At 43.8% G+C, this 22,869-nt stretch carries 8 protein-coding genes; 7 read left to right on the top strand and 1 reads right to left on the bottom strand.

What is annotated here, in order from left to right:
- The first annotated feature begins 142 nt into the window (after positions 1-142).
- The 3 genes from R7P64_RS05935 to R7P64_RS05925 all read left to right on the top strand — a co-directional run bounded on the left by R7P64_RS05935 (position 143) and on the right by R7P64_RS05925 (position 3,780).
- Complete coding sequence (locus R7P64_RS05935; protein WP_017821945.1) at positions 143-1,468, top strand: anaerobic sulfatase maturase; 1,326 nt, start codon at positions 143-145, stop codon at positions 1,466-1,468.
- Between the two features lie 53 nt (positions 1,469-1,521).
- Positions 1,522-2,619: a hypothetical protein gene (locus R7P64_RS05930; protein ID WP_213973395.1), complete on the top strand. Its 1,098-nt coding sequence runs from the start codon at positions 1,522-1,524 to the stop codon at positions 2,617-2,619.
- Positions 2,620-2,781: 162 nt separating this feature from the next.
- The gene (locus R7P64_RS05925; protein ID WP_005385672.1) at positions 2,782-3,780 is read left to right on the top strand and encodes an HAD family hydrolase; all 999 of its coding nucleotides are present in this window, start codon (positions 2,782-2,784) and stop codon (positions 3,778-3,780) included.
- A 107-nt stretch (positions 3,781-3,887) separates the two neighbouring features.
- On the opposite strand, the gene R7P64_RS05920 is transcribed toward R7P64_RS05925, so the two are convergent.
- Positions 3,888-5,405 carry an arylsulfatase gene (locus tag R7P64_RS05920; protein WP_005377761.1) on the bottom strand — a complete coding sequence of 506 codons (1,518 nt, stop codon included), beginning with the start codon at positions 5,403-5,405 and terminating at the stop codon, positions 3,888-3,890.
- 247 nt (positions 5,406-5,652) lie between these two features.
- Between R7P64_RS05920 and R7P64_RS05915 the strand changes: the two genes are divergently transcribed.
- From R7P64_RS05915 to R7P64_RS05900, 4 genes are all read left to right on the top strand, one after another.
- Entirely contained in the window at positions 5,653-7,089 is a 1,437-nt protein-coding gene (locus R7P64_RS05915; RefSeq protein ID WP_318118526.1) for an arylsulfatase, read from the top strand.
- 152 nt (positions 7,090-7,241) lie between these two features.
- Positions 7,242-19,382: an Ig-like domain-containing protein gene (locus tag R7P64_RS05910; protein ID WP_318123254.1), complete on the top strand. Its 12,141-nt coding sequence runs from the start codon at positions 7,242-7,244 to the stop codon at positions 19,380-19,382.
- A complete protein-coding gene (locus R7P64_RS05905; protein WP_213866556.1) occupies positions 19,379-21,550 on the top strand; it encodes a type I secretion system permease/ATPase in 2,172 nt (723 codons plus the stop codon). The genes R7P64_RS05910 and R7P64_RS05905 overlap by 4 nt, the downstream gene beginning before the upstream one ends.
- Positions 21,547-22,860 carry an HlyD family type I secretion periplasmic adaptor subunit gene (locus R7P64_RS05900; RefSeq protein ID WP_021033865.1) on the top strand — a complete coding sequence of 438 codons (1,314 nt, stop codon included), beginning with the start codon at positions 21,547-21,549 and terminating at the stop codon, positions 22,858-22,860. The genes R7P64_RS05905 and R7P64_RS05900 overlap by 4 nt, the downstream gene beginning before the upstream one ends.
- Positions 22,861-22,869 lie beyond the last annotated feature (9 nt).

The following is a 22,869-nucleotide window of genomic DNA, read 5'->3' as shown; positions in this document are numbered from 1 at the left end:
TATCAGGCAAGTCTATGAAAAACAGTTATACACACTATAACAAGCGCCACGAATAATTGAACATTATCATCACACTAGGCGATTAACTTAATGATTAGTCTTAACGCCGTTGGGCGCAGGCTAGCAACTAAGAAGGTGATGAATGCACATAACTCAAGGTCCGCAGTTCAATGGGAAAGCATCCAAGCGATTACATGTCATGGCGAAACCTATCGGTGCAGTGTGCAATATCGATTGCACCTATTGTTATTACCTAAGCAAACAAGATTTACTTGAGTACAAGCCAGGCTGCTCACCAGTCATGGATGAGGAAACGCTAGAGACCTATATCCGTCAATATATAGCGGGACAGAATACACCTGAAATCATTTTCTCTTGGCAGGGTGGTGAGCCGACAATGCTAGGTTTGGATTATTTCAAGACAATTGTTGAGCTACAGAATAAATACCGTCCCGATGGCATTACGATCTCCAATGATCTCCAGACTAATGGCACACTGCTTAACGATGAATGGTGTGAGTTTTTAAAGGCGAACAACTTTCTCGTCGGTTTAAGCATTGATGGCCCAGAAATGATGCACAACGCTTACCGAACAAACCGAGCTGGTAGAGGCACATTCCGGCAAGTTATGAATGCGGTTGAATTATTACATAAGCACGAAGTAAAGTTTGCTACGCTCACTTGTGTTAACAACTTGACCGGCCGTAACCCACTTGAAGTGTACCGATTCTTGCGAGATGAAGTACGCTCCCCTCAAATGCAGTTTATTCCAATAGTTGAGCAGAAAACATTCAGAACAACCGCCCCTCAAACTTGGGAGCCAAACGAGCAACTAAAGCAAGGAGATAAGCGGTTGATCCCAGGTCATAAAGATGCCGTTGTTGAGCCTTTTTGCGTTGCGGATGAAGCATGGGGAAATTTTCTGATCGCGATTTTCAATGAATGGGTTTTACACGATATCGGCAACGTGTTTGTGCAGTACTTTGAAGCCAGTATCGAAACCTGGATGGGCAGAAAAAACCCACTGTGTACGTTAGGTGAAATCTGCGGGAAGGGCTTAGCAATGGAGCCTAATGGTGATGTGTTTGCGTGTGATCATTACGTGTACCCAGAATATAAGGTTGGAAACATTCATCACGAAAAGCTCGATACGCTCGCTTATAGCTCTGAGCAGCAGAAATTTGGGTTTGCTAAAAGTCGTACGCTGCCCCAACAGTGCCTTCAATGTGATTATCAATTTGCATGTTTTGGAGAATGTCCCAAAAACCGTTTTATCCGTACTAGGCAAGGTGAGCCTGGTCTTAATTATCTCTGCGCGGGTTGGAAGAAGTTTTTTACCCATGTTGATCAGTCGATGGCGTACATCTTACGAGCGACAGGTAACCCAGTGGTTCACGGTAAATACAGTGACCAGATTCTACACCAGCAAGCTACTCAAACACAGACTGTGTTTGAAACGAAGTTTTAAGATAGTCACTACGCCTGCTACAGGCCCGGAAATGAAAGAATATAGGTTATTGAATGCAAAAAATTAAGCTGCTCTCTAAATCATTACTCGTGATCTCGATCGGCATTGCTGCGAGTCAAACAGCAGTGGCACAAGAAACAACATTGCTAGACCCAGACCAGATATCGCCGACAACGGTTGTCACTCCACAAGAAGCTCAAATGACACCGGCGCAACGAGTCGAAAAGCTGTCTTATGATGCGCAAAATAAAAAGTTGTCTTCAGAAAAACGTATTGATGCTTTACGTGAGTTAGCCAACTATCCAAGCCAAAATGCATTGGTTGCAGTTGCGCGTGGGTTGCAGGATGAAGATGCAGGTATTCGCGAAGCTGCGATCGTGGGAGCACAGCCATATATGATTGAGCACCGTTGGCGTTTGATTTCACCATTATTGAGTGATGACGCCGCCATGGTGCGAATTACAGCAGCGATTAACCTCGTTCGAGATTACGCCAATTTGAGTTCGGAGCAACAGCAGTCACTTGAGGGGCCTGTTTCAGAGCTGACAGCACACTTGTCCAGTAAGAACGATAATGTTTCCAAGTTATTACTTGCAGACGTTTACCGTTGGCATCGTGATTGGGATAAAGCGGCGCTGATATACCCAGAGTTAACTAAGCTTGAGCCAAACAACCCTCAAGTTTGGTTAAGCTACGCAGACAACTTCCGAGCGCAACAGCTAGACCAAAAAGCTATCAACGTGCTTGACGAGGGTATCAAGCTAAATTCAGAAGATGCCTCGCTGCATTATTCTAAATCTCTCGCTTTGGTTAGATTAGACAAAAAGAAAGAAGCGGCGTTTGAAATAGACAAAGCTGCGACGATGGCAAAGACGAACAGTTACTTTTGGTATTTAAGTGGTGTTCTGCAAGAAGAGTTAGACTTGAAGAAGTCTGTCAACGCTTTTGAGCAAGCGTATTTGATATCCGGTGCTCCAGAACAATTGTATGCCGTGTGTGACATCTATGTCAGATACGGCAACCCTAAAACGGATGACTGTTTAACAGAGCTAATGAAGGTCGCTCCCGACTATGTTATTGAAGAGCTCAATCAGAAAAAGGGACGTAAAAGTGCCTCTACATCAGTTGAAGCCAATGAATTTAAACTCTAATCGGTAAATTCCATGTTCCTATTTCAATAAAATAGTGAACCAATTTTGTGACGGTGTCACTCTTTGGTGACCGTTGGATATGTCAGTTCAATATGCGCCTGTTTCAATTGAACTATACTTTTGATTGGATTCGCACCTAGCACCTCAATATAAGGAATTAAGATGGCTATAAAGTTAAAGACGATTGTCTTAGCAACAGGTTTTGCTCTGTCTAGTTACGCTGTTGCTGCTGATATGCAAGATCCACTTCCGTCATGGAACAACACTGACGCTAAGCAAGCTATTATGGCGTTTGTTACGAAAACAACGACCCAAGGTTCGGATTCCTATGTTCCTGAAAGCCAACGAATCGCGACGTTTGATAATGATGGAACACTTTGGGCAGAAAAGCCTGTTTATCTACAGTTGTTTTTTGCGATCGATAGAGTAAAAGAAATGGCCTCTGAGCATCCTGATTGGAAGACAACCGAACCCTTTGCTTCCGCATTAAAAGGTGACATGGAGGGGATTGGTAAACAAGGACTCGAAGGTGTAATGAAGCTTGTTATGGCAACCCATTCTGGAATGTCTACTGAACAGTTTCATCAAGAAGTTAAGGAATGGTTGAAAACGGCTGTCCATCCAACAACGGGTAGACCATACACTGAAATGGTCTATCAACCTATGCTCGAACTGCTCGACTATTTAAGAGCGAACGATTATCAGACATACATCGTTTCTGGAGGCGGAATTGAATTTATGCGCGTTTGGGCGCCGGAAGTATACGGCATTCCAACGCAAAACATCGTGGGAACGACGTTAAAGGCGGAATATCAAAGTGTTGATGGAAAACCTACCATCCAACGCATGCCGGAAATAGACTTTGTCAATGACAAAGCAGTAAAGCCTGTGACGATTCAAAACTTCATTGGCAAACGTCCGGTCATGGCGTTTGGTAATTCTGATGGTGATTTACAGATGTTAGAGTGGACGAAAGCAGGTTCAGGTCCAAGATTTTCTGCGATTATCCATCACACGGATGACAAGCGCGAATGGGCGTATGATAAAGATTCTCATGTTGGTAAGTTAGATAAATCGTTTAAAGTAGGTGAAGAGCAAGGTTGGCTATTTGTCGATATGAAACAAGATTGGAATCAAGTGTTTAAAGAGAGCACTAAATGATAATCTTTGTTTGACCATAACTTGCTGCAACCAAACAATTGCAACGAAATAAAAGGCCTCACAATTGAGGCCTTAGTTAACTCCACAGTAGCTTCGATACCTAGGGTCTAGTTTCTAGGTTGCTGTGTCATTGTTTCTACCACTTTTTCAATACTTAACGAGCTACCTTTTGTTGCAGGGAACTCCTTAAATGTCTCTAGGAACTTACGCACGATAGCTTGAGCAGGAACGAACATCCACATTTGATCAGCGTAAAAATGTCTGACGTAAAGTGCTGCATCTGGACCGACCTCGAATGGGTCCATACGAAGGTTTACAATCAAAGGCCAACTCGGTGTTTTGCGGTATGCCTCATTAATGGCACCCTCCATAATACTGAAGTGGATCTTCCAGTCTTTATAACGAACGGCGTTTAAATTACCACCAGCATCGAAGTAAAAGATTTCTTTGCGTGCGCCTTCATCAGCTTTACCAGTCAGCAGATCAAGTTGGTTGTAGCCATCTAAATGTGCTTTAAAGGTTTTGCCCGCTGCTTTATGACCCTTCAATAGTTTTTCTTTCACATCTGGTTCGCCCACAGCTGCGAGTAGAGTTGGCATCCAGTCTTCTTGTGAAAAGATATCGTTGATAACCGTTCCTGGTTTAATGTTTCCAGGCCAGCGTACCATCATCGGAACGCGGAATCCGCCTTCCCAAGTCGTACCTTTTTCGCCCTTGAACGGTGTAGTACCACCATCTGGCCAGGTAAATTTCTCAGCGCCATTATCGGTACTAAAAACAACAATGGTGTTATCTGCTACGCCTAGCTCTTCAAGTTTATCAAGCATCACACCTACTTGATCATCTAGGTCCATCATGCCATCGGCGTATAAGCCGTAACCTGATTTCCCTTGATATTCTTCACTCAAATGTGTCCAAACGTGCATACGGGTTGAGTTATGCCAAATAAAGAATGGTTTGTCTTCTTTTACTGCTTTTTCCATAAAGGCCAAGCTAGCATCCATGAACTCTCGGTCTACGTTTTCCATACGCTTACGAGTAAGGGGACCTGTGTCCTCGATTTTGCCATCCGCAGTCGCCTTCAACACGCCTCGAGGTCCGAATTTTTTACGAAACTCTGGATCTTTTGGATAAAACTCAGACTCAGGCTCTTCTTCCGCGTTTAAATGGTATAGGTTACCAAAGAACTCATCAAACCCATGGTTAGTTGGTAGGTGCTCATCTTGATCACCAAGGTGGTTTTTACCAAACTGACCAGACACATAGCCGTGATTTTTAAGTAACTCTGCGATAGTAGGATCTTTCGATTGAATACCCTCTTTTGCGCCGGGCATACCAATAGTCAATAGACCGGTACGAAACGGATGTTGACCCAGAATAAATGAGGCTCGTCCGGCAGTACAACTCTGTTGTGCGTAAGCGTCTGTGAAAATGGCACCTTCATTGGCGATTTTATCAATGTTAGGAGTCTTCCCTCCCATCATACCATTGTGATACGCACTAATGTTGTATACACCTACATCGTCACCCCAGAACACAAGGATGTTGGGCTTATCGGCAGCAAAGGCTGTGGACGCAGCTAATGTACCGACCAATGCCATTACCTTTTTAATCGAGTTTCGCATGAAAATCCTCCGCGATAAATGAATCCATTATCGTTATATAACGTTACTAATTGTGTTCATCATGGCGAAGTCGAGTGAAATGACACCAAATGAGACAATGTAGTCAGTTGAATATAGTAGAGGTTTTTTGTTGCTTCCAAGTAATCCCTGCTTTTCAAAAATGTTAACTAACATGGACTAGACTTTAGTGTGTTTTAAGTGTGATAAGACGCACTTACAGGATTGAATTTCAATGAAAGGCGACACTATGAAAAATAAACTAGCAACTATCCTGTTTCTATGTATCCCGTTAGAAGTGGTTGCGGAAGAGACACCAAATGTCGTAGTTATGTTGGTTGATAACCTTGGGTGGGGGGAATTAAGTTCCTATGGGAGTACCAGAGGTGTTGAAACCAAAAACTTAGATCAACTTGCTAGAGAAGGTGTACGCCTTACTAATTTTAATGTGGAACCGCAATGCACACCAACTCGCTCCTCATTCATGACGGGGAGGCGAGCGCTTAGATCTGGGACAGATAAGGTTGTTTGGGGAGTGCCTTACGGTATGGTGAACTGGGAGATAACCATTGCAGAGAAGTTTAAGGAACAAGGATATAACACGAGCCTTTACGGGAAATGGCATTTGGGAGACCAAAAAGGGCGCTTTCCAACGGATCAAGGCTTTGATGAATGGTATGGCATTGCAAATACGACGGATGAGTCAGAATATAGCTCTCAACCCGGTTATAAAGCTATATTACCTAAACCTCAAATCCTTTCAGCTAGAGCAGGGCAGGATCCTAAAGAGGTCAAAGAATATAATTTGGACTCACGTAGAACGATTGACAGTGAGCTAGTTGAACATGCCACAGATTTTATAAATCGAAATGTGAAAGAGAATAAGCCATTTTTCTCTGTAATTACTTTTACTCAACCACATTTACCGACGCTACCTCATCCTGATTTTATTGGTAAAACAGGCAAAGGAAATTACTCAGATGTGTTAGCTGAGATAGATTTTCGAGCTGGGCAAGTTATTGGTGCAATAGAAAAAGCAGGAATTAAAGACAATACACTAGTGATTTGGTTTTCTGACAACGGTCCAGAGTGGCATATGCCATACCAAGGCTCTAGCGGACCATGGCGTGGTGCGTACTTTACGGCTCTTGAAGGCTCTCTCCGAACACCATTTATTGCCTCTTGGCCTAACCACATCAAACCGGGCAGAGTGAGTGATGAAATTATCCATGTTGTGGATCTATTTGCCTCACTTTCTCATGTCGGTGGATACAAATTACCAAGCGATAGAACAATAGATAGTATTGATCAGTGGGCCTTTTTAAAGGGAGATAGTGAAAAGTCTAATCGAGATGGTTTCATCGTTAACAATGGATCTGAAACCTACGCTTATAAGTGGGAAAATTACAAGATGCACTTTATTGATCAAGATATCATGCCGGAGAAAGGGCGCCCATTACAGATCCCTGAAATATACAATTTGATTGATGACCCTAAAGAGGAGTTTGATTTAAGAAATAATGCCACATGGTTATTTCCTATCATGATAGGAAAGAGAGTAAAGTTTGAATCTTCCGTTTCAACAAGCTGTGATACGATTCCTTTCCCTGCTCCATTTGGATATGAGCCCGATTGTAGCAAGGGGAATTTCAATCAATTTCCAGTGGATGGGTTACGCCAGAAGTAGTTTACCCCAATGGCTCTTTCTCGCATACATGAGGTATGTTTTTGGTTCAATATCTCATTAGAGCCATTTAGGGCCATGTTTTTTCTAGTTTCATTTGAACAGTCATATTCGTCGACCATACTTAAAGTTCGTTGTTTCATATGGGGCGAATTATGCAGCCAATACTCTACATTCAAATCGGTAATGTTCTTTGGGCGGTTTTAAGTGACGGTTCTTGGATCCAAATGTTGCCCAACGAACAATTAGTTCCAGAAGTAGAGGTGGTTGTTCTTAATACTGACATTCTCGATATTGCATTTAATGAAGATACAACAAGTGAGGATGAATCGAGTTCGAATGATCTTTTAATTGCATCTCAAAACGGTATTGAATCCACTTTTAATCAGAGCGTTCGAGATTTTAGTGAGTCTTCTGGTGGGTTAAGTTTTGTTGCCTATATTCGCGCTGTTTTACCTGAGCAACTCGTTTCTAATGGCTATGTTACTAGGCCAGCAGTGCAAGAAAGAGAGAACCCAACTCCTGAGACTCAGGCTCCTGAGCGGTTGAATCCCGATGCTATATTAACGGTGGATATTCTTGATGGCGGCGATGGATACGAAAACCAGTTTGAAGTTCCTAGTGTCACGATTCAAGGTGACGCACTCAAGATAAGCGATGAGTGGCTTGTTACTATCACCATTACCGACAGCCTCAATAATTCCATTACTGTTACAACGACCGTAGAGAATGAGGCGTATACCCTATCAGGCGTTGATCTGTCTTCTCTTGCTGAAGGGCCGCTTACGGTGACTTCTGTGGTTTCTGACATTTATGGCAATAACTTGAACGCCGTCGATACGACCATTAAAGATACGCTTGCAACGGTGAACGTCAATTTTGATGGTGGAGGGGATGAGTATTTAAATCAGTACGAAATCGCGACTACTCGCCTCGAAGGGACGATTGAAAACATTGAAGATGGCCAGCGTATCCAAGTTACGGTAACCGACTCGTTAGGAGCGGTCATAAACTTAGAAACGGTGGTGACTGGTGGAAGTTGGTCTCTGGACGACGTTGACCTTTCTGGATTGTCTGAAGGTACGCTAACCGTTGTTGCTGAGAGTATAGATATAGCGGGCAACCCTGCAACCAGTGAAAACACCATCATCAAAGATACGCTCGCAAGTGTGACGGCGGACGTTGACGATGGCGGAGACGGCTATTTAAACATTGAAGAGCGCCAATCTGTCACTTTGTCAGGGCAAGTCAGTGATGTTGAAAATGGTCAGACGGTTTCTGTCACGGTTCAAGACAGCTTGGGGGTGATGCTCTCGTTCAATACCGTTGTCGTTGATGGTATGTGGCAAGTCGAAGGGGCGAACTTATCCACGTTAGCCGATGGGGCGTTAACCGTATCTGCCTCCGTGAATGATGTGGCGGGCAACCAAGCGAAAGCGATGGATGAGGCTACGACCATAGATGCCACTGCTCCCACCATTGATATCGATACGGATTTTTATATTAGCGGTGGTCTTGCCATTGATGATTTCCGTGAGGGTATAGTCACGGAAATGAGAGGGACAACCAGTGGTGTAGAGCAAGGTCTGGCGGTGACGATTCGGGTAAGTGACGGAGACAGCACGCTGAATTTTACTGGCCTTGTTGATGCATCAGGTTCGTGGACAGTAACCGGAATTGACGTAAACACTCTCAATCTAAACAACACGTGGACCATTGAAGCAGAAGTGTTGGATGCCGCCGGCAACCACGTGGTCGATACCATGCCGACAATAGTGCTACCCGGTTCAACGGTATTTTCTGAAAACATCGTTGGATTTTTTGGTGAGCAAAGCAGCTCGGCAGCCATCAACATAGAAAATGGTGTGCCAGCACTGCATGCAGAGCAACCAAGTTTGAGCGCGCTTACATCGGTTGGTCAATCTATTAATGTTGTTGTTGCAGAAGATGGGTTGAGCTTACAAGGAACATCGACTGACGACCGATTAGTTTTCTCTGCAGAAGTCAATGATGATGGTACGGTTCAAATTACTTTTTATGAAGCGATTGATCATGGTGTAGGTCAAGATGAGCTGGTGACTAACGTATTGGTTGAAAGCATTCAAAGTGATGCTGATGGTACACAAGAAACGGTTGTGGCCCCCCTAGAAATCGCCATCCTTGATGCCGATCCAGCGATCGCAAATGAGTCATATAGTGTAACCGAAGGCCAAGTCATTTCTGGCAATGTACTGGAGAATGACATTGATATTGATGGTGACTTGTACATTCGATATGTCAGAGCCGGAGGAGAGATCCAGTCTGTCCCTGATGGTGGCTCAGTAAGTTTTAGTCTAGAGAAGGGTGAATTAACCGTATTTTCAGATGGCTCTTGGCAGTTGAATGCCAGTCGCAACTTAGATCACACGGTCGAGCAAAGTCTCGTTTTTGATTATCTCGCAGCCGATGATTCAAAAGATTACGGTGTAGCCACCGCGACCATCGACATTATAGATGGCCAAGCGGGTTATGTAGGCAGCGCTACTATAAAAACAGCAGAAGTACCTCTGGGAGCGGCATTATTAACCACCGAAGGCAGTGTTAATGTGATTGCTGGCTCTGATAACCCTGATCCGACTAGTTTGTATTTTGGTGGGGCATCCATTACTAAGTTAGAGGCATTAGGGCTTACAAGCTCAGTCTCTGATACTGAGCTTAGCTACACGTTAAGTTCCAGTGGGAAGCAAATCACAGCATTTGCCAATGGTGTCACTGTATTTACGTTAACATTGAGTGGCATTGAGTCGGGTAACGATGTACTAGCTTCAATTTCGCTTACTCTTGATCATCCTATCGATCAATTCAATAGTAGTGATACGGTCACTTTCCCGTTGACCATTGGAGGGACAGATCTAGACTCCACACCGCTTGTAGAGAATGAAATTGATTTCGTGTTGAAAGATGGTGTTGATCCTACGTTGAGCAACTTGACTGTTGTTGCAATGGAGGAGATTAATCTAGAAAGTGGGGCAATCTTTAAGACTGGGAGCCTTCAACTCGATATCGGGAGTGATTATGTTGACTCTCTTCGATTTAGCGAATTAAACCAGCCCACATTAGAGAGTAGTGAAAGTGAGTTGCTTTACCGTCTGTCTGATGACGGTACGACAATTACTGGCTATATCTTAGAAGGTGGGGTGGAAGTAAATATTTTTCAATCGAAACTATTATCCACATTACCTTTAGAGTCGAGTAGTGAAATAGAGTATTCCTTTGAATTATATCGCTCTTTCGATCTGTCAAAAGATCAAATCCTGGATATACCATTGTTAGTTAATGCAACAGATTCAGACGGTGACACCACCTCTGTAACATTGGATATTACCTTAGAGGCAATTGAAGGTTTGAACGATGATGCCTCTTTAACGGTGGATATTCTTGATGGCGGCGATGGATACGAAAACCAGTTTGAAGTTCCTAGTGTCACGATTCAAGGTGACGCACTCAAGATAAGCGATGAGTGGCTTGTTACTATCACCATTACCGACAGCCTCAATAATTCCATTACTGTTACAACGACCGTAGAGAATGAGGCGTATACCCTATCAGGCGTTGATCTGTCTTCTCTTGCTGAAGGGCCGCTTACGGTGACTTCTGTGGTTTCTGACATTTATGGCAATAACTTGAACGCCGTCGATACGACCATTAAAGATACGCTTGCAACGGTGAACGTCAATTTTGATGGTGGAGGGGATGAGTATTTAAATCAGTACGAAATCGCGACTACTCGCCTCGAAGGGACGATTGAAAACATTGAAGATGGCCAGCGTATCCAAGTTACGGTAACCGACTCGTTAGGAGCGGTCATAAACTTAGAAACGGTGGTGACTGGTGGAAGTTGGTCTCTGGACGACGTTGACCTTTCTGGATTGTCTGAAGGTACGCTAACCGTTGTTGCTGAGAGTATAGATATAGCGGGCAACCCTGCAACCAGTGAAAACACCATCATCAAAGATACGCTCGCAAGTGTGACGGCGGACGTTGACGATGGCGGAGACGGCTATTTAAACATTGAAGAGCGCCAATCTGTCACTTTGTCAGGGCAAGTCAGTGATGTTGAAAATGGTCAGACGGTTTCTGTCACGGTTCAAGACAGCTTGGGGGTGATGCTCTCGTTCAATACCGTTGTCGTTGATGGTATGTGGCAAGTCGAAGGGGCGAACTTATCCACGTTAGCCGATGGGGCGTTAACCGTATCTGCCTCCGTGAATGATGTGGCGGGCAACCAAGCGAAAGCGATGGATGAGGCTACGACCATAGATGCCACTGCTCCCACCATTGATATCGATACGGATTTTTATATTAGCGGTGGTCTTGCCATTGATGATTTCCGTGAGGGTATAGTCACGGAAATGAGAGGGACAACCAGTGGTGTAGAGCAAGGTCTGGCGGTGACGATTCGGGTAAGTGACGGAGACAGCACGCTGAATTTTACTGGCCTTGTTGATGCATCAGGTTCGTGGACAGTAACCGGAATTGACGTAAACACTCTCAATCTAAACAACACGTGGACCATTGAAGCAGAAGTGTTGGATGCCGCCGGCAACCACGTGGTCGATACCATGCCGACAATAGTGCTACCCGGTTCAACGGTATTTTCTGAAAACATCGTTGGATTTTTTGGTGAGCAAAGCAGCTCGGCAGCCATCAACATAGAAAATGGTGTGCCAGCACTGCATGCAGAGCAACCAAGTTTGAGCGCGCTTACATCGGTTGGTCAATCTATTAATGTTGTTGTTGCAGAAGATGGGTTGAGCTTACAAGGAACATCGACTGACGACCGATTAGTTTTCTCTGCAGAAGTCAATGATGATGGTACGGTTCAAATTACTTTTTATGAAGCGATTGATCATGGTGTAGGTCAAGATGAGCTGGTGACTAACGTATTGGTTGAAAGCATTCAAAGTGATGCTGACGGTACACAAGAGACGGTTGTGGCACCGTTAACGATTACTATTTATGACTCTGATCCGGTGATTAGAGATGACACATACTCAGTCTTAGAAGATCAAACAATTACGGGCAATCTACTTGAAAATGATATTGATCTTGATGGAACACTTTATGTGAAATTTGTAGAGGCTGGCGGGGAGCAGAAGTCAATTCTAGAGGGGGGATCCGTAAGTTTTAGTTTAGAAAAAGGCGAATTAACCGTATTCTCTGATGGCTTTTGGCAGTTTGATGCAGGTCGAAACCTAGATCATTCGGTCGAGCAAAGTGTTTCTTTCAGCTATTTAGCTGCAGATGACTCCCAAGACTATGGCTTGGCTAACGCGACCATTGACATTACTGATGGACAAGCAGGTTACGTAGGCAATGCGACTATAGACGTAACAGAAGTCCCTTTGGATGGCCCGATATTGAACTTTGAAGGAACTGTCAATATTGTCGCGGGATCTGACAACCCTGATCCGAGTAGTTTGTATTTCGGTGGGTCATCTATTACTAAGTTAGAAGCATTAGGGCTTACAAGCTCAGTCTCTGATAATGAGCTTAGCTACACGTTAAGCTCCAGTGGAAAGCAAATTACAGCATTTGCGAATGGTGTCACTGTATTTACGTTAACATTGAGTGGCGTTGAATCGGGTAACGATGTATTAGCTTCAATTTCGCTTACTCTTGAGCACCCTATTGATCAATTCAATAGCAGTGATACGGTCACTTTCCCGTTGACCATTGGTGGCGTAGATTTAGATGCCACACCGCTTGTAGAGAATGAAATTGACTATGTTCTAAAGGATGGCGCAGACCCAACTTTAAATAATTTGAATGGGGTAGAAGTAAAAGAATCTGATCTCGCAAATGGAGGTGTGTTGAGCTCAGGGAATTTTCAAGTTGAGGTTGGCAGTGATTACCTCGAATCTTTGTCGTTCATCGTCTCTGAACAACCCTTGTTGACGAGTGGTGAACAAGTTGTGCTTTATCAAGTCTCTGCGGATGGCAAAACACTTGATGGTTATATTCTTGACGAAGATGGGCAAACTCAGATTCCCATCTTTCAAGCTATCCTCAATGCTTCATTACCTATTGATGCAAATGGCGACATTACCTACTCCTTTGAGCTTTTTCAGGCTCTCGACCAACAAGAAAATACTGATCCAAACGTACCTCTCGTTGTTACTGCAATGGACTCAGACCAAGATAACACGTCGGTCGTTTTAGACATTAATGTGATAGATAACGACAATGGACAAGCGCTAATCAATAGTGGCAATGTCGAGTTAACCGAAACACCTGTCGATACAAACATTGCTCCTGATGGGGTTTCAGCCATAGCGAATACGGATGTGATAGTTACGTCATCATTCGATCCGATTGTGTATCTGGGTGTTGACATAAATGATGGAGATACTGTCAAAACTACACTTGGTGATGCTGTTACTTACAACGGAGAGGCTGTCACTTGGTACGATAACAATGATGGAAGCTTTGACGCAATTTCAGACAATGGAGACGTTATATTTAGGGTCACGTTACCTAGTGACTTCTCTTTGCCATCAAATGATACGTCTACGGTTAATGTAACTGTAGAGCTTTATCACTCGCTTGACCATGTTTTAGGTGATGGGACGCAATTGTCGATCTCTATGCCCATCGTGGCGAGAGATTCTGATGGAAGCGAGATCTCTACGGAGTCCAACATACTGGTCTATGATGGCTTGTTTCCGGAACTAGTAATTACAGAGGGAATCACAGTCAATGAAAGCGGGCTGAATGATGATTCGCTTGATTCTGGCATCGAGGGCTCGTCACCATCCATTACGCTTGTACAAGGTTCAGACTCTATCGCCAGTGTGAGCGTGAATATCGATATGTTCAATGCGCTCGGCTATAAAACAAGTAGTGGTAGCCTGGTTTCGCTTGATTCACCGGACTCGAATGGTTGGTTATATGCAAGAGATGAAAGCGAGCAAGACGTCTTTAGAATTAGATTTAATACCGATGGGACTGTCGAGTTTGATCTATACCGTGCACTTGAACACGATGAACCTGACGGTGTTCCAGCGGACGAGAACACATTAGAACTCAGTTTTTCAATTTATGCCGTTGATAAGGATGGCGACCAGTCTGAAGCTGAGACATATACCGTTAGTGTAGTAGATGATATCCCTGAAGACACAAGCTCACCAATAGAAATTGAACTTACCGAGGGGGATGAGTTTTCGGGAAACTGGTTTAGCAATAATGCCGACTTAATCAGTTCAGATGGCACGTTGATTTCAAGTTTGACCTATGCAGGTGAAACATACGATACGGCGAGTTCGGTATTTAGCAATGATGCTTGGACCATCGATTTAATCAATAGTAGTGATGGTAACTTAAAATATGGAACGCTGACTATTGCTCAAGATGGGACATTTACGCTAACTACCGAGCTTATTGTTAATACGCCTGTAGGTGGTTTGCTTGATGATCTAACGATAACTGTGACGGATGCAGACGGTGACCAAGCAAGCAGTGAAGCTCAATTAATTCTTGATGATGCCAGGGGCTTTATTCGAACCGTTAATGTAGATACGTTAGAAGATAATGGCGCGAATAACAGTGGAGACCCCACGCCAGTCGCGTTACCGATTAGAGTTTCTCCTGGGGATACGGAGAATAATGAGCGTGTTGAAGCGATAAGGATCTCTGTTGAATCTCTACAAGGAGGGGCTCTGTTTTTAGACGGAGTGCGCCTTGAAGATGATGATAATGACGGATTTATTAGTCTTTCTGGTACAGAGCTAATGGGGGTGGGTATATTCACCGTTCCAAATGGTGATCTCACTTATCAACCAGCGCTAAACCTGTCGGGCAACACTATCAAAGTTTCGTTAGCAGTGTCTGCATTAATCGTATCTGATGTCGAACCAGATGGTTTTGTATTACAAGGCAATAACACGTTAAATGTTAACGTTTTACCGGTTGCAGATTTGCCAGAGTGGTCTAGTGATTCGGACTTTTCTTATCAAAGTGTTGAAGATTCCGCTGAATCACTTTCACTCAATATTGTTGCTGAAAAGTTTGACCAAGACGGTTCTGAAACGCTCCACTACCAAATTTCGAATATTCCAGATGGACTTATATTAACACTTAATGGAAGTGCTATTGAGGAAGGTAAAGCGTATAGCCAATCCGAGTTAGATCAAATTGAAATCACATCTAACGAAAACTTAGCCGGAAGATTTACTTTTGATGTGACGGCAGTAACGACTGAGTCGGGTAGTGTGTTTGCCGATGAGCAAGATAAAACAGCGGAGATCACTGAGCAAGTTGTTATCGATATATCTCCAGATGCCGATGTGCCTACGCTGACCGTTAAAAACATTCAGGGGCTTGAAGACCAAGCGATTGACTTAAAAGAGTACATCCTAGGGCGGCTCACTGACACAGATGGCTCGGAGTCTCTGTCTTATCGCATAGAAGTTCAAGATGGTTGGACATTGCCTGTCGGAGCTGGGATTACGCTTATCGGTATTAATACCTACCTAGTGACCTCCAATGCTCTAGCCAATTCGGAAGCGTTACTTCAACCAAAATCGGATATCAGCTCATTTACTGAATCTCTATCCCTTCAAGTAACCGCCATTTCAACAGAGTCGACTATTGATGGCTTAGCACCTCTTAATGAAACCGCCGAGAGCCAATCTGCAACCATTGACATTAAGCTAAAAGGCGTGGTCGATGAACCAATTGTCCTAGATGGTGGACAGGGGAATTGGCAATATGATCAAGCGACTAAAGTAATTAGTAATCTCTCTACGTTAGACGAAGATAACCTGATACAACTGGATTTTATCATCCAGACATCAGACGACGATCTATCAGAAGAAATTAATATCTTGCTTCAGAACATCCCTTTGGGAACACAACTGACAGATGTAAATGGTGACCCTATTGTTCTTCCAGTTGCTTACGTGGACCCAATAACGGGGCCAGTTTATCAGGTCTCAAACGCTGTTCTTGAAAACACTTACCTCAAAACAGAGCAAGATTTTAGTGGAACACTGAGCATGGATGTTATCGTCGTTTCAACAGAGCCGGATGGTGATTCTGCTGAAACCCCTCTTAAAGTGGAAATGGAAATCTTACCTATTGTTGATCAAACTGACGGCCAAGAATTACAAAGCAATGGTATTGAGGACAATTTCATCACACTAAATCTTGAGCCTGTCGTTAATCAAGATATAGATTCTAGTGAGTCCTTGACAGGATACACCATTGTATTCATTCCAGATGGCTTAACACTTTACTTTGATGGTAATGCAGTAGAGGAAAGTAATTTACCGTTAGAACTCAATGAACTACTCGATGGTAGCTCGGCAACATTATCTGAGTTGTTAAACAGTGGACGAATCACTGTAAAAGCTAATGAAGACCTAAGTGGGACATTTAGCCTGGAAGTTCAGTACGAAGTGACAGACACGTCTCCGACGATGGAGACTGATGTAAAGGCAATCAATGGCTCTTTGAGCGTCGTGGTTTCTGGCAAAGTGGATATTGGTAATGAAGATATTGACAAAACACGTTTAGAAGGCGCGACTGAAGTATTCACAAGTACGGATGGGTCTGCTGTTGACGTGAGTGGAGGCATTACATTTACAGAAGCGGATATTGATGGTTCAGAGTATCTCGATTACATCGTTTTACAGATACCGCAGGGTCAAGACCTCATTGTTACTCATCCGAATGGTGCTTCTCAAGATGCCGATGGGAACTGGCTGATTCCAATGGAAGGAATCACAAGTGATAGCGTGTTGGAAACCGCTCAAGATTTGCTTGCTAGCGCATCGATTTATAGCCCATCTAATACAGAGATACTTGATGTGAATGTGTTAGCGTATGTTCGAGATGGAACGGATGCTCAATACATCACAGGTCAGTTCCAAATTCAAATTACTGGCCATGAAGGAGATGGAGACCAGTGTGCTGATCCTGGTGAACCAGGAAGCGTTCAAAGTGGGGATATTGTAGGTAAAGAAGGTGAAGATGTCTCAATTGGGGCGTTTTTAAACCCTGATGTAGCGAGTAGTGATGGTAACTTAGTTTCCTTCTTTGTCGCCGCAGATTCTTTACCTGAAGGAGTCGAGCTTACTGGCGAAGGTGTGATACCTGCTTATGATAATGCGGGCAATCTGTTGGGTTATTCAATTTCTAGCGCTGGATTGTCTTCCTTGACGCTTACTGGCGTGGATGAGGACTTTGCTGGTTGCATTACTTTCAATTTAGAAGTGACAGAAACGGCCCCATGCGATGGTGACTCGAAAACAACCGCTCAGACCATTACGGTACAAATCTCTCCTGTTGTCGATGATATTGCGATAGCACCAAGCCAAGTTACGGTTCAAGAAGATACTATAACCAACCTGAATCTTGCTCTTGTATTGGGCGATAGTGAAGGACCAATGCAGTCCATTACTGGAGAAGGTGACGCAGCGACTGGCCTTGAAAGTGTCAATTGGGTTTCTTTATCGGTGTCTGACGAGAATGCGCGGTTTACTGCCGTGGACCCGAGCCTACTCATTGACAACGGTGATGGAACATGGGTAGTGACAGATGTTACGCGTCTAAACGAAATTCAGTTAATCCCACCTGAAAACTACAGTGGAGAGCTTGTTATTTCCGTTGACGCAAACATTACTGATGAAGTCACGGGAAGTTGTTTAAGTACTGACAGTGCGAAAGATACTCAAACTAAATCAACAGAAGTTACCGTTACCATTGCCCCAGTGGTTGATAAAGCGGTTCTGGAAACAGAAGACGTAGTTGGTAATGAAGATAATTATATTTATTTAGGAAACTTATCTGCATCATTAATCGATCAAGATGGTTCTGAGTCGATGTCTTTGGTCATGACAGGAGTGCCAGACGGAGCCGTGTTGGTTTGGGACAATAATGGGACGTTCGAATTACTCCCTGATAACGGTTCAACGGATGGTGAGAGCAAGGAGTGGCAGCTAACTCAAGCACAACTTGATAAGGTTTACTTTCTACCGCCACTAGATTTTAGTGGGGATATTTCATTAACACTGCAAGCTATTACCCAAGAGTCTGGATCAAACGACTATAACTATACCACTTCTCAGTTCAACGTCGGCGTAAAACCGATTGGCGATGATGTATCGTTGAATACAACCTCTAACACGTTCACTGGAGATGAAGGTGATTCCATTTCGATTGACTTTTTAGCGAGCGGTTTTGAAACAAATAGCAACGAATATATAGAAGTGTCGATGTTGATCAAAGCAAGCTCTGAACCCTCTGCATTGGAAGGCTTAGGTAGGATTCGTATTGGAACTCAATTCTCATCCTTTACCTTCGATGACGCGGGCAATGCCGTGGCGACGGTATTAGTGCGAGCAAATGAAGTGTCAGGTTTGGAGTTCATTCCGAAGGATGCATTTGGAACGATGGATGTTGCTCTCAATGTTAGAACGTTTGATCAAGCGATAGTGTCAGGGACACTCGAAACCGATTTTGGAGATGTGCAAACTACCGATCTAACCATTGTTGTTACCCCTGAAGCTGATGAGCCAACACTAACGGCCGATTATCAGTCTATTGTGTCTGAAGCGTCTGGGAGTATTCCTTTGGGGTTGAGCATGAATTTAGTCAATCCTGCACCCGAAGAGTTTGGAAGTGTGGAGATTCGCGGATTACCAACAGATCTAGAGTTGAGTCATGGTGAAAGATTGAACGGCATTTATACTGTTGATCAAGAGGATGTCGCTGATCTTTCCATCGTTGGCGGGTTTAGCGGTGCAAGTGATTTTACGTTGTCGATAAAACCGATTGCAACACTGGGTGCTACAGTCGCAGAAGGTGCTGCTCAGACAGTCAATGTTACCTTAGTGGAAGAAGGGGGCCAAACATTACTTGCGACAGATGCTAATGATTTGCTTATTGGAGGAAGTGGCAGCGATGTATTCCAGTTTGACAGTTCAGGGCTCGGTAACGAGTTAAAGCCCTCGTACGATGTGATCAACGATTTCCAAATATCCGTTATTGGTGATGATAATGACACAATTGACATCGCCTCGATAATCACCGCTACCTCGATAACAGAAGTCGATAATAAGCTCGATTTAACAGAGAATGATGATGGCGTAACGCTTCACATAAAACCAGAAGAGACGGGGACAAAACAACAGATTCTTATGCAGGGCGTCACTCTCGATCAGCTTTACAAAGGTGACTCGACTGGCGTAGCCGAAGAAAATGTCTTACAGAAGATGATTGATGACAACAACTTGCTAGTAGGTGGTATGTCATGAAGCATCACTCATCCTCATCAAGTGAGCTGACTAACGATCCTTGGGGGCAATCGTTAACTTGGTTGATGCGTTATTTTGAGGTTAGACACCATACAAAAAAGGTGCTTTCTGGACTACCTCTTGTTGAGGGTAGATTGGATAGTGACTTATTCATCAGAGCCGCTGAGCGAGCCGATCTTGAACTCACATTAATCGATTTAAAATCCACCGCAATGTTGAGCTTTCCATTGGTGGTAATCAATAGGAAGACGTTACAACCCGCTATTATATCTGAGCGACATAACAGCGATTATCAAGTCACGTTATTTAGTGAAGATCAAGGTGAAACGCAATACGTCACGAGCGAGGAGCTGCATAATCAATTCCAGCCTCAAGCATGGCAAGTTTCTATGCGTCCAGAGCTGGACAAACGGATAAGTTCTATTCAAGCGGATTATAATGAACATTGGCTTTTCGCCGTAGTGAAAGAAATGTCTCCGTGGTATCGAGATCTTTTGATTGCCTCTTTCCTTATCAATACGCTAGCGCTAGTTATTCCGCTTTTCACTATGAACGTTTACGATCGTGTAGTGCCTAATCAAGCTTTCAGTACATTATGGGTTTTGGTCGCTGGTGTCTCCGTCATCATTATTTTTGATTGGCTATTGCGTAAAGCAAGGGGAGTTGTCACTGATACCGCGGGTAAGTACATCGATAACAAGCTTTCTTCGATACTTTTTTCTAAAGTTATGGGGATGAAACTTGAACACCGTCCTGCATCAGTCGGTGCATTCGCTCGACAACTACAAGATTTTGATAGTGTTCGCGATTTTTTTACTTCTGCATCTCTTGTGACCTTAGTTGATCTCCCATTTACGTTGTTATTTTTAGTCTTAATAGGTTGGCTAGGTGGGGCAATGATGTTCATACCTATTGCCGTCATGTTTATCCTGCTGATCCTTGGCTTTGCGGTAAAAGCAAAAATAGAACAATCACATACGGAAAGTGCTGCACTATCCATGAAGCGACAAGCTCACTTGTTTGATTCATTGTCCTCTTTAAAAGAGATTAAGCAAAATAACGCTACGGGAGAAGCACAAAAGCGTTGGGAGCAAACGGTATCCATGCTTTCTGATTGGCAAAATCAATCGCGAAACTATTCGAATATCGTTGCTTACTCCATTCAATCTAGCCAGCAGATAATTACCGTAATGTTACTTGTAACAGGCGTGTACAGAATTTCTGAGGGATTGCTCAGCATGGGGGGGCTCATTGCTATTGTCATGCTTAGCGGTCGTGCTGCAGGGGCGATTAACCAGTTAGCTATGTTGTTACTTCGCTATCAACAGACAAAAACAGCGGTTGAAGGCTTAAATTCTATCATGTCTTTACCTCAGGAGGCGCAACGCAGTCAGGTCATTACGTCTGCCGAATTTACAGGGAATATACGTTTAGAAAACGTGAGCTTCCAATACCCAGATGTTGATATGCCATGTTTGAGAGATATTAATCTTACTATCAAGCAAGGCGAACGCGTTGGCGTTATTGGTAGTGCAGGAGCAGGAAAGTCTACACTCCTTTCTATTATTACCAATCAACTCAGTGCCTTACAGGGTAGCGTTTATTTTGATGACATTGACAGTCAGCTTTGGCCCGCCGAATTGATAAGAGAGAAAACGGGTTGGGTTGGCCAAGATTCGCATCTTATATACGGCAGCATTATGGAAAACATAGTATTAGGACATCATGTTATTGATCAAGAACGATTACGCCGTGCGATAGAATTATCGGGTTTGAACCAGTACATGAGTCGCCTTCCTCATGGTCTAGAAACGCAAGTCGGAGAAGGAGGGCGTTATTTGTCGGGGGGGCAAAGGCAAGCTGTAGCGATTTCAAGAGCTTTTTATCGAAACCCAGCAGCATTAATTTTAGACGAGCCAACCAGTTCCTTAGACCAGCCTGCTGAGAATGCATTGTTTAATGCTCTCAAATCGTTGCCGCACTCGACGACGATGATTATTAGCTCTCATAAACATTCCTTATTATCGCTTTGTGATCGAATTGTTGTGCTTGATAAAGGCACAATTTTGAGGGAAGGAGCGCCCCAAGAAATTTTTGCTAAACAACAGTCTAACGCGAAGACGAACAGAGTACGCGCAGTATCAATTGTATGCGAAGGAGGTCAATGATGAGCACAGTTCGTTGGAGTAATGCTCATTTAGCAAACCGTTCGAGAACGTTGATTTGGTTGTCTGCCGCGTTAGTGCTGAGTGTGATTATTTGGGCCTCGTGGGCGAGGTTAGACGAAGTGGTTGTCGGCGAAGGAAAAGTTGTTCCTACTTTGTCTGTTCAGACGATTCAGAGCTTAGAGGGAGGCATTCTAAAGGAGTTACTTGTCATGCCTGGTGAAAGCGTCACTAAGGGGCAAACCATCGCCATTCTGGATGATACAAGGTTTAAGTCGACCTATTCGGAGACCTCTGAACAAGTTGAATCTTTGCTCGCCAGAAAGCAGAGGCTTCAAATTGAATTAGAAACGGTAAAAGTGAATAGCCTCCAACTGGATTGGAAACAACAAGTGAGTATCGAGCCTCAGCCATTTGATATTTCGATGACCGGCCACTCTGCCTATCTGAATGCCAAAGCAAACTATCTTGAGCGGTTGAGCCAACTGGAGTCTGAGCTGGAGGAGGCTAAATTGCGAATTGAGCAACAATCGCAAGCTTATCTAGATACCTTGAATACCATTCAAACACTAAAAAGCAGTCTGGTTATTGTCTCGAAAGAGCGAGATATGTTGAGAGAGGTGGTTTCTAGTGGCGCGGTGGCTGAAGTGGAATTATTAAAACTGAATAGAGACGTTATAAAGCTCAAAGGAGACATCGCGAGTTCACAAGCTGCTGCCCAAAAGCAAAGGGCTGTGTATTCTGAATCCATCGCAGATTATCGTGGTACTGCGCTTGCTTTTAGGGCAGAGGCACAAGGGCAGCTCAATGAAGTTGTGACGCAACTAGCGCAGCTCAATGAAAGTCGTCAGGCGATTGCGGATCAGTTGAATCGAACGCAGTTACTTTCTCCGGTCGATGGAACCATCAAAGATGTTTTTGTCAGAACCATCGGAGGTGTGGTTAAGCCGGGTGAGCCTATTTTAGAAATAGTCCCTCGTAATAGCACGTTAATCGTTGAAGCGAGAATTTCTCCTCAGAATATCGCCTTCATAAGGCCTGGCCTGCCGGCAACGGTAAAGTTGTCTGCCTATGACTTTGTCATTTACGGAGGCCTAGAAGGAGAAGTGACCTACGTAAGCGCCGATGCACTTCAAAATGAAGAGGGCAATGCCTACTACCGTGCCAACGTTACTTTCAAGGTTGATGATAAGTTTACGATCATCCCGGGAATGCAGGTTGTGGTAGACATTCTTACAGGAGAAAAAACAGTACTGAATTATTGGTTAAAACCTATATTACGTGCGAAAGAGAATTCGCTCAGAGAAAGATAGACATAAGGA

The organism is Vibrio sp. 2304 (assembly GCF_033339475.1).
GTDB lineage: Bacteria > Pseudomonadota > Gammaproteobacteria > Enterobacterales > Vibrionaceae > Vibrio > Vibrio alginolyticus.
This window is presented reverse-complemented; position numbering and strand designations above follow the sequence as displayed.